The sequence below is a fragment of the Spiroplasma phoeniceum P40 genome (genome assembly GCF_003339775.1).
Lineage (GTDB): Bacteria > Bacillota_I > Bacilli_A > Mycoplasmatales > Mycoplasmataceae > Spiroplasma > Spiroplasma phoeniceum.
On record NZ_CP031088.1, the window covers coordinates 86,647 to 100,677 of the forward strand.

The window sequence follows — 14,031 nt, forward strand, 5'->3', positions numbered from 1 at the left end:
CTATCCCATTAACAAATTTATAAATTTATAAATTTCTTTCATACCAGGCAAATTATTTACAATCCAAATTGCCGCATTTTCAATATGAATATCTAAACGGTATCAAGCACCTTTTTTATAAGGTAATTGTCAAATTTTTCCATCATTAAGTTCACCACTTCAATCAGTAGCATTATAAAGACTAAAATTAAAACCATTAATTGAAATAGACCTATCTTCTGTTAATCTGGTTGTATTAAATTTAATTAAATTAAAACCTTGATATTTTGACCTATCTGTCATATCTAATAATTTTATTGATTGAGTATATTTATCATTATTAGAAGGTAAAATATCAGTCTTATAATCTCAATTTGAATAATAAGAAAAATAATCATTAGTACTATTTATCGTATAAGCATTATACAATTGCACTTGTGGTTTTAAATAATAAATATCTGTATCAGGAAATCTTAAAATATTAAAAACCATTGATTTTGGATATAATAAAAAACCATTTTTTACAAAAAACACAAAACCTAAATTACCATTATTAGATGTAAAATAAATACATTCTCTAAAATTCGAAATATCAAATATAACTCTTAAAACATTAGAATAAAAATAATCTAAAACTTGAAATAAATTATCCAACGAATAAAAATTTTGTTTAACATCAATTTAAAGCAAAATGAATATTTAACTTTGATGGTTGGTGTTTGAATTGTGATTTTGTTTTTAACTTGGTTTTTCTTGTGAATGGTTTTTAAAATAGTTGGGTATTTTAAATAATGAAAAAATTTATATTTTTCTTTAAAAACTATTGTTATATTAGTGGTTCAATGCTTTTGTTTAGTTTAATTGATTTATTACTTTGGATAATTTCTTTGTATTGTGTTGGTTTAGTATTTTGATTGTTGTTTGCTTTGAAGTGTGTTTATTTTGTGTGATGATTGTGAAAAAATATTTTTTATCAGTTAAACGCTTTTTGGTTAGTAAATTTTGTTTGAGATAATCCGTTATCGGTAATTATTGGTAAGTTAGGAACTGGTAAAACATTACTTTTAACTTATTTGTCGCAAACTATGAAATTATTGACAGATAAAATTTATAGTAATTATCCGTTAGAAGATGATAAAGTTAAAGTTTTAACATTTAAAAATTTAGATTTTACCGATCAAACAAAACCAGCCCCACCCGATGATAGTCTTATTTTATTTGATGAAAGTTATTTGTATATTGATGGAACTAGTCCTCACGATGAGAAAAAAGTTCATAGTGGTAAAATACCGTGAATTGTTTTAGCGAGACATTTTGGACACCGTGCTTTATTTACAGCTCAGCGTGAGGGTATGATTTGAAATAATATTCGCCAGTTAGCAAATGAAATTATTATTCCAATTTCATTGAAAAAACCCGTTGCTAAGAAAGGATTTAATTTTTTTAATCGTTTCTTTATTATGCGAATTGGGATTTTCCAAGATATTACAGATTATGAAATTTGAAAAACAAAATCAGTAGAACGAACAGCAGAAGGTAAAAGAGCAAAACATAAGTCGGATGTTGGATTAGGAATTCGGTTTTTTAAAATAATAATTCCACTTGAATTCGCTAATAAGTATGATAGTGAATGGTTAAAATTTGTGCGTGATTTAAAGAATGATGAAATTATTGATAAAAAATATTATTATTGGTCGGAAATTACAAAATTAAGTGTTAAATAACGATTAGAATTGTTTGATATTGATATTTTGAAAAAGAATTTAAAACCTAAAAAAGAGAAAGGAAATGGTAAAGATGATTAATTTATTAGTTGAAAATAATAATAGTAATTGAGACAAGATTTTTAGTTTTGTTTTTGATATATTTTTGTTTATTTTTGATGTAATTTGAAATACAAAATTACCGATGACAAATACATCGATTGCTTATTTTTTAATCTTTTTTATGGTTATTAAGTTATATATTTATGCAATTCATGGCACATCAAAATTGAATTATGTAAAATGAAGTGCAACATATAACTCCTAAAGGTTGATGAGATTTAGAAACTCATATTAAAAATGCGGTGATTTGAATTGTCAATACTATTCCTGGTGTTAAACAAGTTAATGAGTTAGCGAGTGGTGTTGGAAAGGTTTTTGAAACAGTATATAGTTTTTTTAGTCAAATATTTGAGGTATGAAAATTTAATCCAGCATTGTATAGTACAATAACAAATATCTTTTTATTAATTATTTTTATGAAATTTGTACGATTAATATAAAAAAAGGAACTTGTTATTAATTAAGTTCCTTTTTGTTCTTTTCAATCATTAATTTCACCGGTTTTTTTATCTATAGTTGGTGTTTCGGGTTCACCATCCCCATCTCAACGATATAATCAATTAATTCAATATAATTCACCTTTTAAAGAAATATTAAAATTACCTCGATTACCTAAACTTCATAAATCATTAATATCATTATTTTTAAATTTAATAAAATCAAAATTATTAGTATTACGTTTTTTTGCAAACATTATATATCATTTATTTTTATTGTTAGAAAATTCCTTATTTCTTGATATTCAAATAGAACTATTTATATCAATTAATTTTCAATTACTACCTTCTGGTGGTTGTTGTGGATTATATTGTGGTTCTGGTTTATTACCCCCCCGTTTTCATTATTATTTTCTTTTTTACAACTGATTAATGTTGTTGTGCTTGTTGCGGTTAATCCAATTGCTCCTATTATGCTAAGTATTTTTTTCATATAGATTGCTCCTTTTATTGTTTTATATATAATTGACTTTATTATATATCAATTATATATCAATTATTTTGTATTAAATATTAATTTTATAAGTTAATGAAAGGTATATAAATGTTATGTATAGTCATTTGAGTTTTATGGATAAAGTTAAATTAGAACAATTATTATTATCAAAAATGTTTTTAAAAAAGAATGGTAAACAGAATATTTCTGCAATCGCTAAATTTTTGAATAGACATCGTAGTACTATTTTACGAGAAATTAAGCTTTTTAAAACTACTGATGAATATAGTTGCTTATAAGTCAAATAAAATGTATTATGAGAAAAGAAAAAAGAATAATAAAAGATGTAAATTTACGGAAGAGCAGATTAATTTTATGAAAATTGTCTTAATAAATATTGTGATTCTCCGAGAGAATTTATTTATTGTCATTTTTTAAAATTTGGTGTTAAATTCCCGGTTTGTGTTAAAACATTGTATAAATGAATTCGTTTAGGTTTTTATGGTTTTTTAAAACAGAATTTGCGACATCGTGGTAAAAAATATAAAAGAAAAGGAAAATTTGATAATCGTGGTAAATTAAATGATTTTAGATCAATTTGAGATATTGAAAATAAAGTTTCTAATGTTGGATGATTTGAAATGGATACTGTTGTTGGAAAAAACCATCAATCTAGTTGTTTAGTTTTAGTAGAACAATCAAGTAAAAAATATTTTGCAATAAAATTAGAAAATCATACTGCTAGGGAAGTTGAGAAAAAGATTAAAGATATTGTTATAAATAATAATTTAATTGGAAAAATAAAAGGAATAATAACAGATAGAGGTAAAGAATTTAGTGAATGACGAGAAATGGAAATATTTGCTGAAACACAAGTATATTTTTGTGATGCTGGTAAACCTCGTCAAAAACCTTTAATTGAAAATATAAATGGTGAGTTTAGAAAATGATTTCCTCCTGAAACTGATTTTAATAATGTTAGTCAAAAACAAATTGATTGAGTAGTTAATAATGTAATAAATGAAAAACTCCGACCGTGTTTAAATTGAATAAGTGCTAAAGAAATGTTTTTGCAGAATATATAAACAATAAATATTTAAAAATGTATATTAAATTATAAAATATGTCATTAAAATAATAAGATATGTATTTATTAATTAAAATTAATAAATTATTTTTTAGTGTGCTTAAGCTTTATCAATTTTATATCATACACCATTTTTAAGTTTATATGTTTTATTTTTTACTAGTTTACATTTTAATTGAATACCAAATTTAGAACCAGTTAAAGAGTTTATGTTTGGTCAGCACAATATAACTGATGGTGGTTTTTTTGGATATGCTGGGATTGTTATATCATATCCAATATTACATGGTACTGCTTGATTAACAACAAAAATACCTAAAATACCAGCAATTAAATTACCAATTGGTAAATGTTTAGAACAAATTTATAAAATACCAAGTTATATATTATATTTAATATTATTGGGTTGATTAATATTTCGTAAATATCTTAAAAAACATAATGTTAATATTTGTCATAATTGTAAACAAACAATAGAACAAGTTAAAAGTTGAAATGAATACTGTTTGAAAAAAAGATGAAATAAATAGACTATATAGGGGTGGTAGATATTTTTGGGTGGTTATATAGTCTATTTTATAAATTATTTTGTTCTGAAAGAATAGATGGCCACTGTTTTAGTAAGGATAGAAAGGAAATAAAAAAATGAATATTTCAACAGATACATTAATGATTGTTTTAATTGTATTAGCGGGTTCAGTTGGAACTGGTAGTCTTGGTGTTCTTGGTTTATCTGCTAAAAAAATTAAAAAATATAAAGCAGAAATTAGAGAATTACGAACTGCTGTAATTGCACATGAAAAGCATTTACGCGGTGCTGAAAGTGCAACAGAATTAGCAATTAAAACTGGACAAATTAAAAATGTAAAAAAACAAGTTAAAATTAACGATAAAGAATATTCTAAAAAAGAAGCGATTGAAAAACTTACAAATAGCATTTAAAAAAAATAACCTTAATTGGTTATTTTTTATTTTTCTTTATTGTGTTTTATATAAAAATTAATAAAGTATTCTACTTTTTCTGAAAAAGTATAGTTTTGGGGTAAATTATTTCATATTTTTTCTTGTTTTTGATTCAAATACAAATTAACTGTTTTTCGAATAAAGCTAGAATAATATATTTTCCGTTTTTGATTATATTTATCTTTTTTTATAAAATTATTAAATCCTTTCATAATTAGCAATAATAATTGCACCTCGTAAATGATTACTTATTTTTTGATTATTATAAAATCAACCTTTACCATATTGATAAGTTAAATTAGTATCTTTTTCAAATTTTCATAAACAACTATCATTATATTTACTTAAATTTTTAATATTTTTAACAACTGATTTAGTATATTTTGGTGATACTCAATTAATGTCACCTCAAAACTGTTTTTGTAAAACACCTAATAATCTCAATAAAACATCGCGGTCTTTTGAACCATTAGCACTTGTTGGTAAACAATCTTCAACATTAATAATCTCGCCTGATCGCTGATATTCTCAAATAATCTCAATAATATAATTATCATGATATTTTCAATCTTTATTTGTAAAATCTAGTTTTTTAATTAATTTATTATCTTCATATACAACAATAGCAGTAGTACCAGTTCCTGATGGGTCAATACCTATTTTTATCAAGTTGCTCACTCCTCATCATTATTAACTGCTGGTACTACCTAGGAAGTTTTAGTGAAATAATTGTTTTAATTGGTGATACCATTCATGATAATCAAAAAATAGATGGTATCACATTTGTAAAAAATGAATTTATTAAATAGAAAAATGAACTTATTATATTTACTATTAAAGTTCTTAATAGTTATTTTCAGTGTGCCAATTTTTATTATTTTTATATTTAACAATGTTTATTAAAAATGTTTATTAAACATTAAATAAACAATATATTAGCATTATATATAACATTGTTAATAATCAGTGTTTATTACAATTAAAAAACATTATATAAACATTATTTATAACATTGTTTATTAAACAAATATTTAGTTAGGAGACTATATTATGGATATGAAATTTAAAACAACTAAGGAATATAAAAAATTAAAAAAAGAATTTATTATTATGAATTTTGTTTTTGTTTCTATTTATTTTGCTATATTAATTATTTCTGGTCTTTGTATTGTTTTTATAATTTGGTCTTTAAATGTAGGAGATATTATAGGTATTTCAGGTTGTTTAATGCTTTTTGTTGTACTTTTACCATTTGTAATTATGGAGCATATATCAGAAGTTAAGGAATTTAAAGTTACAGTATTTAAGAAGCAATTATTACCGTTAGAAAATATAGTTGGAAAATTATGAGAAGGTAAAATGCTAAGAAGTGGAGATGATAAAATTGAGTAATTTTGTTAAGAAAAATCAGAATATAGAAAATTATTTTATTAGTAAGGAATTTATCCCTTTTACAACAGATAAAGCAAGTTTTATTAATTTACCCAATCATAATCGTCATATTGGTTTTTGGTTGAGTAATAAGTTTATTTATTCGAGTGAAAAACATTCGGAACAAGTAGCAATCGGTTTGATTTATGATAATTCTTATCCTATTGTAAAATATGATGAAAATTTAAAGCGAAATATTTGAAAATATTTAACTGGAACAGAATTAATCAATTTATATAATCAATATAAACAAAATTATTTTACTAAAATGAAAAAAGCGTTATTTTTAAGTGAACCTAAAAAAGTAAAAGCAAATAATAACAATAATAATTTAACAAATTGAAGTGTTGAAAAAGAAGAACAATTAATTAATGATTTAGAAAGTTTAAATTAAATGAGTTTATATGATTATTGAGTTCAATTTGTTAGTTATATTATTGGTTCAAATGCCCCCTGAGTTTTTATATGTTATATCGTTTGTGTTATTTATTGTTTTGTTTTTTGGAATGTTTTTTAAACTTATTCAAAAAATGTGGAGTTTTTAAAAATGCAAAATGATTGATAAGAATTCAAAGAGTTTTTTATTTATATCTTTTTGTTTATAGATAAGGCGAATGTTGAAAGTATTACAATGTGGAATTTAACGCAAAATGAATATTTAACTTTGATGGTTGGTGTTTGAATTGTGATTTTGTTTTTAACTTGGTTTTTCTTGTGAATGGTTTTTAAAATAGTTGGGTATTTTAAATAATGAAAAAGTTTATATTTTTCTTTAAAAACTATTGTTATATTAGTGGTTCAATGTTTTTGTTTAGTTTAATTGATTTATTACTTTGGATAATTTCTTTTTATTGTGTTGGTTTAGTATTTTGAATATTATTTGCTTTGCAATGTGTATATTTTGTGTGATGATTGTGAAAAAATATTTTTTATCAGTTAAATGCTTTTCGGTTAGTGAATTTTGTTTGAGATAATCCGTTATCGGTAATTATTGGTAAGTTAGGAACTGGTAAAACATTACTTTTAACTTATTTGTCACAAACTATGAAATTATTGACAGATGAAATTTATAGTAATTATCCGTTAGAAGATGATAAAGTTAAAGTTTTAACATTTAAAAATTTAGATTTTACCGATCGAACAAAACTAGTCCCACCCGATGATAGCGTTATTTTATTTGATGAAAGTTATTTGTATATTGATGGAACTAGTCCACATGATGAGAAAAAAGTTCATAGTGGTAAAATACCGTGAATTGTTTTAGCGAGACATTTTGGACATCGTGCGTTGTTTACTGCTCAGCGTGAGGGTATGATTTGAAATAATATTCGCCAGTTAGCAAGTGGGATTATTATTCCAATTTCATTGAAAAAACCCGTTGCTAAAAAAGGATTTAATTTTTTTAATCGTTTCTTTATTATGCGAATTGGGATTTTTCAAGATATAACGGATTATGAAATTTGAAAAACAAAATCAGTAGAACGAAGAGCAGAAGGTAAAAGAGTAAAACATAAGTCGGATGTTGGGTTAGGAATTCGGTTTTTTAAAATAATTATTCCCCTTGAATTTGCGAATAAATATGATAGTCAATGATTAAAATTTGTGCGTGATTTAAAGAATGACGAAATTGTTAATAAAAAAGAATATTATTGGTCGGAAATCACAAAGTTAAGTGTTAAAGAACGATTAAAATTGTTTGATATTGATATTTTGAAAAAGAATTTAAAACCTAAAAAAGAGAAATGAAATGGTAAAGATGATTAATTTATTAGTTGAAAATAATAATAGTAATTGAGACAAGATTTTTAGTTTTGTTTTTGATATATTTTTGTTTATTTTTGATGTAATTTGAAATACAAAATTACCGATGACAAATACATCGATTGCTTATTTTTTAGTCTTTTTTATGGTTATTAAATTATCTATTTATGCAATTCACGGTACATCAACACAATATAATAATTTAGGTTCGACAGTTAATAATGGTGTTTCGCAAGTATATTCGTCAACTGTACGAAAAGGTATTAATGTTGGTAAAAATGTTTATCAGAATAGTAATAAGCAGCAAGTTAAAAAAGAACTTAAACGACAAAGTATTAGATATCAAGCGAAAAATATTAGAAGTACTAAATTTAAAGGAGATAAAAAGTAATGATTAAATTAGTTTTATTGGTGGCGGCGATTGCGATATTTGGTACTGGTTTTATTACTGTTATTATTAATCAATTTACATCAGCAAAAAATATTATTATGGATTTATATAATTCTGATACTTGGTTGATTTGATTATTTGGTAGAATGGCAGTTTTGTTTAGTCATCCGTTAATGTTAACGATATCAAGTTTATATATTGTTGGGTTTATTGTTTCAAAAACATTGTATAGTTAGGAGTTGAGTTTATGAAAAAATCGTTATCTTTATTTGCCATATTTATTTTAAGTTTTTTGGGTTTGGTTATTCCATTTATTACTTTAACGGCGTTTAGACCCTTAAATGAGGAGCATTATATGCTTAAACAAGAGAATATAGTATTGACAATTCAAATCACCGCATTTTTAATATGAGCACCAAAATCTCATCAACCCTCTGGCGTTACATATTGCACTTGTCATCATTGTTTATCGGGAAACAACCCACCATTATTAATCTCTTGTCAGTTATAAATTCCAAAATTAAAATCATAATATCGGTACATATCATTCTCTTTTTGTGCTTGCAATTCAAAAACATTATAACCGATTTTTTGTTCTTCAATTTTTTTATATTGCAAACCATATTTATTTTGTAAATTACCGCCAAAAACATAACCAGAATTTAATTTAATATTATAATTATTAGCAACCGAAAAATCATAATTAAAAACACTACCATAATTATTAATCGTATAAAACCGATTTTTAAATGCTGAATATAATTTAATATCTAACTGTTCGATCTCCACAGTTAAACGGTAAGATTGAAAGATTTCATATTTGAAGAAAAAATATTAAATGCAGTTAGTTTACAGAATAAATTAAATGATTATTATTATTTTTATAATTTTGAAAGAGTACATAAGTCTTTAAATTTTCAGACACCATTTAATTTTTTGAATAGTTTAAGTTTAATTAAATAATTTTAAATTATTAAGTTTTTGTGTTTAAACTAAATAAGTTTATTATATTTTAATTAATTAATAATATGTAAATTAACTCATAAAATATGTTATTAAAATAATAAAATATGTATTTATTAATTAAAATTTAATAAATTATTTTTTAGTGTGTTTAATTTTATATTTTTTATTTATTTATTTTATGATATTTTTTTATTATAAATAAATATTTTTATTATTTTTGTTATTTTCTTGTAATCTTTAAAATGTGTGTGGTATACTACACTTATAGTGTTTTGCCCATATCCATCAAATTCACCATCATTTATTGAAATTAATAATTTAGCAATATTTCTTTTTATTTTTTCCATATTATTTACCTTTTTCATTCAATATCTTTTAAATCAATAATTGCCGTTGATAAGCCATAATTATTATTTTCAATTTTTTCTCGTACTTTTGCTTTTTCTAGTGTGTAATAAGCATAAGTAGATAAATATTCATTTTTAATTATTAATAAGTATCTTTTATTCATAATTTAATTCCTCCTAATTCTTTTTATTTAATGCTCAATGTTCATCAGTAATTTCATTGTGTGTAATAATATATTTATTTTGTTTATCACATTTAAAGAAATAACCTCAGTACCTTTGTTTAAGACAGATTTTTTTTCATATAAACCTCCTAGTTTTAACTCGCTGGCACTCACTCGCAAGTGAAAGTGCCGAAGCGAGAATTAGTTATATAAGTATTTATCTATTTATTTACTACGCCATCCGCTTCACTGGGGGTGAGCGGTGGCGGTATGTTAATTGTTCTATATTTTGTATTTTGTAAATATACAACTATTTTTATTTGTTTTCCACCAGACATATATTGTCTTCCTTCTTCCGTTCCCTTTTCAGGGATGCAACGCTCAGTTTTTGAAATTAAATTTACTTGCATCCATATGAAGGACCGAATGCTATCTTTTTTTTAAACTCCAACCAACCACACATTTCGCAAATTTAATTATTTAAGTCACTATCTCAATATTTATTGTCGTTCGATATTAACCTTGGACTTATCACGACTATGGCTTAGTTATTAACCAGCCCCGATTTTCCTTTTTTCTCATACACTATTTCAGTACTTGCCTCGGACGGATGTGGGAATGAGTATAAACTCATGTTCTTATGGAAGCACTTAGTTATTTAAAATAACCGTCCCACTCTGCATTAAGTTTTATAAAATCAAAGTTTTAAAAAACCAGTTTCATAATCAAAGATAATTTTTAAATTTTCTAGTTTTTGATAAAATTGCTTTTATGTTTTATCTTTTACTTTATTCAATAAATTTCTATGTTTTTCACAAGTTCATAAAACTTTATTTGATAAAAATTTTTCAGTAATGAATGATATTACTTGATAACAATCATTAACATCACATATTTTTTGTTGTTTAATTATCATTACCTCCTTTTAGGAGTTGTTTTATTTCAAATAAAAAAACAACCCTAACAAGAGTTGTTTTTTTGTCGCTTCATCGTACATTATACATACAAAATATAGCAAATGGAATTAATATAATTCACGCTTCACCTAAGAAAACCATTATCTCAGGTAAAATATTTGTTATACCTTCTTTAACTTTTCATAATGCACTAGTCAAACCAGTTCAAATCCCAGTCATACCCTCAGTCATAGTTTTAGGTGTAGGTGCTGTTAAAAAATTAACCGCTGTTGTTAAATACAATACCTAACATTATTTTTTATCCTCCTTTATTTCAATTTCTTTTTTTTCTTTTTTCTTTCCTCGAATTTGTTTAATTTTTTGATAAATTGATAAACCAATTCAAGCAAAAATCCCTAATAATAATAACAACACTAAATATTGTCGTTAATCAAGTTGGCATAATATATCTCCTTTCAAAATTTTTAAATATCGCGTCACGCTCTGCGTGTTCGCTAAGCTCAAAATAAACAATATTGAATAAATTACCGCTAATAAATTACACGGATAATTTATTCATTTTCTTTTACATTATTAATTACTATTTTATTTACAGTATTAATAACATTATCTTTTCCATACTTAATTACTAAGGACCGCAAAATAAAATAATGTTTTCTTTCCATTAAAAAATCAACTCCTTTCAAAGTTGATTTGTTGCACTTCATTTTACATAATTCAATTAAAAATTTAGATTTTACAGATCGAACAAAACTAGTCATTTTATTCATAATAATTTTTTTTATAATACATTATTAATAGTTTAAATTTAGTTGAACTATTAGAAAATTAGAAAGGAAAAAACAATATTAAAATGAAAAAACTGTTTATATTATTAACATCTTTCTCAATATCAACTTTAAGTACAATTTCAATGATAGCTTGTGGTTGTACTTATCCTAAAAATAACCAATTGGAAGAAGAAACAAAACTAGAAGATACAACTGATGATAAACCAGCAGAACCAAACAAGAATAAAAAAATAGATATAAGTAAAATAGAAATAATAAATTCACCAGAAAGAATACTAGCAAAAAATCCAACATGTGTTAGTAAAGATGAATGATGAGAACAAACGAAAATTAAAGTATATGAAGCACTTCATAATATTGATCAATCTTTAACAAAAGATGATATTAAAATACAAAATGCTGGTTATATTAAAAATTTTGAAAAAGATTTTCAACCATGTTATTTAAATAAAAATGTTTCTGAAAAAAATACTATATTAATTTAACAGAACCACGCACCATCCATTTGCAACTTGTAGGATAAAATCGTGCTACTGGTAAAACTAAAATAATAAACATTCTTTTACCAAAAGCAATTAAAAAGAATTAAATAAATTATTTCTAAAATTTTTAATTTTAGATGATAATTTACGATAAATATGATAATCTATAAAATGTATATGGTTTTAAAAATATTAACTATATTTTTAAATAAATGACTTTAATTAATTATTTTATTAGATTAATTAAACATAGAAAAAGAATAATTTAAGATGAAAATTACATCAAAAATTAAAGGATATTTAAAAGAATCTTATCGATCAATTAGAAAATCAATTAAGACAATGTTAACAAAACTTGGTCTTAATAAAAGTCAGGTTCAACAAGCAACAACACGAACTTTGAATGCAGTAGAAGTTGAAATAAGTAAATTTTTAAATGAAGAAATGCAAAAAGTTGATTTGTTATCTACACCAAATCCAGAAATTAAAGGTTTAGTAGAACCATTAAAACCGGAACAATTAAAATCAAACATTGATTTGTTATCTACACCAAATCCAGAAATTAAAGGTTTAGTAGAACCATTAAAACCGGAACAATTAAAATCAAACATTGATTTGTTATCTACACCAAATCCAGAAATTAAAGGTTTAGTAGAACCATTAAAACCACAAGTAAAGAAAACATATGGTAATGATCAAACAGAAGCTAATAAATATAAAGCTATGCTAACCGAATTAAATAGTTTTTTAGCAGAAGAAAAACAATCATCATTAAAAACAGTAGCAAAAGCACCAGTACCATTACCACGAACAAAATTTAATCAAAATTTAACAACAGAAACTGAAGAAGATGAATCATATGGTCGATAGTAAAAAACAAGATTTCTTTTTTATTAAAAATCAATTTTTTAATTGATTTTTTTTTTTTTTTTTTAGAATAGTATTGCGAGAAATGATTAAATATTGTATTATTTCTTTAGTATATGACTTTTATTATAAGTAAATAACTTAAAAAATTATAGAAAGTAATGCAAGAAATATGGCAAATAAAGATGAGAAAAAATTTTACAAAACTTCTTTTTTTATTTGTTCTTCATTTATATTTGGTCCGTTAGGTGCTTTAATTTCATGATTAATTTTAAAATTTCAAAAAAATAAAAAACTTAAAAATAAACAAAATGAAGAGCAATTGTTAGAAAAGTTAGCACTTTTAAAAAATAACAATCTTGAAAATGATTATAGTAAAGACGAAATTAATAATCAAAAACTTATAGAATTTTATAAAAATATTCTTGCTGAATTTGATACTTTATTTTCAAAGCAAAGTAAAGATGTACCAGACGTTAAAAATCAAAATACACAAACAACAGTTGTATCAAATCAAATTTTAGAACAATCAAAAACTAATGATTTATTAGGAGAAATTATGAGAGTAAAAAATAATTTAAGAAAAACAGAAATAAAATCAGAGAATCTTACTAAAAATACTAAAACTAATGATTTATTAGGAGAAATTATGAGAGTAAAAAATAATTTAAGAAAAACAGAAATAAAATCAGAGAATCTTACTAAAAATACTAAAACTAATGATTTATTAGGAGAAATTATGAGAGTAAAAAATAATTTACGAAAAGTGGAACCAAAACCAAGAAGTTTTACAAACAGAATAATTCCCAATCCTACCATTAAACCAAACTTATCAAATTGACAAAAAGAACAAATTAAATCAGTTAATGAACAATTAAATTCAATAGGACACGAAAATGAAAATAATAAAAATATTGATGAGAATACAAGATAAAATAAAAATTAGGTATTTTTTATATATAATTAATAAATTGCTGCAGCAAAAAACTAGTTTGTTTATCATTAAATATAAACTTTACAAAAAATATGGTAGAATAAATTTATTATATATGATTTTAAAATATTATTTAATATTTTAAAATAAATGACTTTTTATTAAAAGAAAAATTTAATATGAAAGTAAAAA

Annotated in this window: 22 protein-coding genes and 7 pseudogenes; 17 read left to right on the top strand and 12 right to left on the bottom strand. The window is 23.5% G+C overall.

Annotation, left to right across the window (positions count from 1 at the left end; translation table 4 throughout):
• Complete coding sequence (locus SDAV_RS00580; protein ID WP_186823408.1) at positions 1-633, bottom strand: spiroplasma phage ORF1-like family protein; 633 nt, start codon at positions 631-633, stop codon at positions 1-3.
• Positions 634-657: 24 nt separating this feature from the next.
• On the opposite strand from SDAV_RS00580, the pseudogene SDAV_RS11515 reads away from it, so the two are divergent.
• The 4 pseudogenes from SDAV_RS11515 to SDAV_RS00595 all read left to right on the top strand — a co-directional run.
• A pseudogene (locus SDAV_RS11515) lies at positions 658-771 on the top strand (DUF2649 family protein); the annotation flags it as partial.
• Positions 771-1,784, top strand: a pseudogene (locus tag SDAV_RS00585) (hypothetical protein). The pseudogenes SDAV_RS11515 and SDAV_RS00585, both read left to right, overlap by 1 nt.
• A pseudogene (locus SDAV_RS00590) lies at positions 1,777-2,007 on the top strand (hypothetical protein); the annotation flags it as partial. The pseudogenes SDAV_RS00585 and SDAV_RS00590, both read left to right, overlap by 8 nt.
• A 7-nt stretch (positions 2,008-2,014) precedes the next feature.
• A pseudogene (locus tag SDAV_RS00595) lies at positions 2,015-2,245 on the top strand (spiroplasma phage ORF1-like family protein); the annotation flags it as partial.
• 20 nt (positions 2,246-2,265) lie between these two features.
• Here the strand turns inward: SDAV_RS00595 and SDAV_RS00600 are convergent.
• The gene (locus SDAV_RS00600; protein WP_186823409.1) at positions 2,266-2,499 is read right to left on the bottom strand and encodes a DUF3688 family protein; all 234 of its coding nucleotides are present in this window, start codon (positions 2,497-2,499) and stop codon (positions 2,266-2,268) included.
• A 71-nt stretch (positions 2,500-2,570) separates the two neighbouring features.
• Complete coding sequence (locus tag SDAV_RS11610; protein ID WP_186823410.1) at positions 2,571-2,735, bottom strand: lipoprotein; 165 nt, start codon at positions 2,733-2,735, stop codon at positions 2,571-2,573.
• A 116-nt stretch (positions 2,736-2,851) separates the two neighbouring features.
• On the opposite strand from SDAV_RS11610, the pseudogene SDAV_RS00605 reads away from it, so the two are divergent.
• The 3 genes and pseudogenes from SDAV_RS00605 (at position 2,852) to SDAV_RS00615 (ending at position 4,767) form a co-directional block, all read left to right on the top strand.
• Positions 2,852-3,823, top strand: a pseudogene (locus SDAV_RS00605) (IS30 family transposase).
• 211 nt (positions 3,824-4,034) lie between these two features.
• Positions 4,035-4,355: a hypothetical protein gene (locus SDAV_RS00610; RefSeq protein WP_114564151.1), complete on the top strand. Its 321-nt coding sequence runs from the start codon at positions 4,035-4,037 to the stop codon at positions 4,353-4,355.
• A 115-nt stretch (positions 4,356-4,470) separates the two neighbouring features.
• Positions 4,471-4,767: a hypothetical protein gene (locus SDAV_RS00615; RefSeq protein WP_114564152.1), complete on the top strand. Its 297-nt coding sequence runs from the start codon at positions 4,471-4,473 to the stop codon at positions 4,765-4,767.
• Positions 4,768-4,793: 26 nt separating this feature from the next.
• On the opposite strand, the gene SDAV_RS00620 is transcribed toward SDAV_RS00615, so the two are convergent.
• Together SDAV_RS00620 and SDAV_RS00625 are read right to left on the bottom strand one after the other, a co-directional pair.
• Complete coding sequence (locus SDAV_RS00620) at positions 4,794-5,009, bottom strand: hypothetical protein (protein WP_151202485.1); 216 nt, start codon at positions 5,007-5,009, stop codon at positions 4,794-4,796.
• Complete coding sequence (locus SDAV_RS00625) at positions 4,987-5,466, bottom strand: hypothetical protein (protein ID WP_186823411.1); 480 nt, start codon at positions 5,464-5,466, stop codon at positions 4,987-4,989. The genes SDAV_RS00620 and SDAV_RS00625 overlap by 23 nt, the downstream gene beginning before the upstream one ends.
• 372 nt (positions 5,467-5,838) lie before the next feature.
• Here SDAV_RS00625 and SDAV_RS00630 point away from each other — a divergent pair, with 372 nt between their 5' ends.
• From SDAV_RS00630 to SDAV_RS00655, 6 genes are all read left to right on the top strand, one after another.
• The gene (locus SDAV_RS00630) at positions 5,839-6,180 is read left to right on the top strand and encodes a hypothetical protein (RefSeq protein ID WP_114564155.1); all 342 of its coding nucleotides are present in this window, start codon (positions 5,839-5,841) and stop codon (positions 6,178-6,180) included.
• Positions 6,164-6,613, top strand: a complete 450-nt coding sequence (locus SDAV_RS00635) for a DUF3627 domain-containing protein (RefSeq protein WP_114564156.1) — start codon at positions 6,164-6,166, stop codon at positions 6,611-6,613. The genes SDAV_RS00630 and SDAV_RS00635 overlap by 17 nt, the downstream gene beginning before the upstream one ends.
• Positions 6,614-6,802: 189 nt before the next feature.
• Positions 6,803-6,970: a DUF2649 family protein gene (locus SDAV_RS00640; RefSeq protein ID WP_334199342.1), complete on the top strand. Its 168-nt coding sequence runs from the start codon at positions 6,803-6,805 to the stop codon at positions 6,968-6,970.
• Positions 6,970-7,983, top strand: coding sequence for a hypothetical protein (locus SDAV_RS00645; protein WP_114564157.1), 1,014 nt, complete (start codon positions 6,970-6,972; stop codon positions 7,981-7,983). Before SDAV_RS00640 ends, SDAV_RS00645 begins: the two co-directional genes overlap by 1 nt.
• Positions 7,976-8,371: a hypothetical protein gene (locus SDAV_RS00650; RefSeq protein ID WP_114564158.1), complete on the top strand. Its 396-nt coding sequence runs from the start codon at positions 7,976-7,978 to the stop codon at positions 8,369-8,371. Before SDAV_RS00645 ends, SDAV_RS00650 begins: the two co-directional genes overlap by 8 nt.
• On the top strand, positions 8,371-8,607 hold the full coding sequence (locus SDAV_RS00655; protein ID WP_015967964.1) for a hypothetical protein: 237 nt from the start codon (positions 8,371-8,373) through the stop codon (positions 8,605-8,607). The genes SDAV_RS00650 and SDAV_RS00655 overlap by 1 nt, the downstream gene beginning before the upstream one ends.
• Positions 8,608-8,743: 136 nt before the next feature.
• On the opposite strand, the pseudogene SDAV_RS00665 reads toward SDAV_RS00655, so the two are convergent.
• Positions 8,744-9,151 (bottom strand): annotated as a pseudogene (locus SDAV_RS00665) (spiroplasma phage ORF1-like family protein); the annotation flags it as partial.
• Between the two features lie 24 nt (positions 9,152-9,175).
• On the opposite strand from SDAV_RS00665, the gene SDAV_RS00670 reads away from it, so the two are divergent.
• Positions 9,176-9,334 carry a hypothetical protein gene (locus SDAV_RS00670; RefSeq protein WP_186823412.1) on the top strand — a complete coding sequence of 53 codons (159 nt, stop codon included), beginning with the start codon at positions 9,176-9,178 and terminating at the stop codon, positions 9,332-9,334.
• Positions 9,335-9,513: 179 nt separating this feature from the next.
• Here the strand turns inward: SDAV_RS00670 and SDAV_RS11615 are convergent, their stop codons facing one another.
• The 6 genes and pseudogenes from SDAV_RS11615 to SDAV_RS13815 all read right to left on the bottom strand — a co-directional run bounded on the left by SDAV_RS11615 (position 9,514) and on the right by SDAV_RS13815 (position 11,207).
• Positions 9,514-9,684, bottom strand: a complete 171-nt coding sequence (locus SDAV_RS11615) for a hypothetical protein (protein WP_186823413.1) — start codon at positions 9,682-9,684, stop codon at positions 9,514-9,516.
• Between the two features lie 5 nt (positions 9,685-9,689).
• Entirely contained in the window at positions 9,690-9,848 is a 159-nt protein-coding gene (locus SDAV_RS11620; protein WP_186823414.1) for a hypothetical protein, read from the bottom strand.
• A 221-nt stretch (positions 9,849-10,069) separates the two neighbouring features.
• Positions 10,070-10,258, bottom strand: a complete 189-nt coding sequence (locus SDAV_RS11520) for a hypothetical protein (RefSeq protein WP_151202486.1) — start codon at positions 10,256-10,258, stop codon at positions 10,070-10,072.
• A gap of 359 nt (positions 10,259-10,617) precedes the next feature.
• Positions 10,618-10,764: a hypothetical protein gene (locus SDAV_RS11625; RefSeq protein ID WP_186823415.1), complete on the bottom strand. Its 147-nt coding sequence runs from the start codon at positions 10,762-10,764 to the stop codon at positions 10,618-10,620.
• Positions 10,754-11,047 (bottom strand): hypothetical protein, encoded by a 294-nt coding sequence (locus SDAV_RS00675; protein ID WP_114564159.1) that lies wholly within the window; start codon positions 11,045-11,047, stop codon positions 10,754-10,756. Before SDAV_RS00675 ends, SDAV_RS11625 begins: the two co-directional genes overlap by 11 nt.
• A gap of 9 nt (positions 11,048-11,056) precedes the next feature.
• Positions 11,057-11,207, bottom strand: a pseudogene (locus SDAV_RS13815) (hypothetical protein).
• A gap of 411 nt (positions 11,208-11,618) precedes the next feature.
• Here SDAV_RS13815 and SDAV_RS00685 point away from each other — a divergent pair.
• The 3 genes from SDAV_RS00685 (at position 11,619) to SDAV_RS00695 (ending at position 13,839) form a co-directional block, all read left to right on the top strand.
• Entirely contained in the window at positions 11,619-12,041 is a 423-nt protein-coding gene (locus SDAV_RS00685; protein ID WP_114564160.1) for a hypothetical protein, read from the top strand.
• A gap of 267 nt (positions 12,042-12,308) precedes the next feature.
• The gene (locus tag SDAV_RS00690) at positions 12,309-12,908 is read left to right on the top strand and encodes a hypothetical protein (protein WP_114564161.1); all 600 of its coding nucleotides are present in this window, start codon (positions 12,309-12,311) and stop codon (positions 12,906-12,908) included.
• Between the two features lie 169 nt (positions 12,909-13,077).
• Complete coding sequence (locus tag SDAV_RS00695; protein ID WP_114564162.1) at positions 13,078-13,839, top strand: hypothetical protein; 762 nt, start codon at positions 13,078-13,080, stop codon at positions 13,837-13,839.
• The last annotated feature ends 192 nt before the right edge of the window (positions 13,840-14,031 follow it).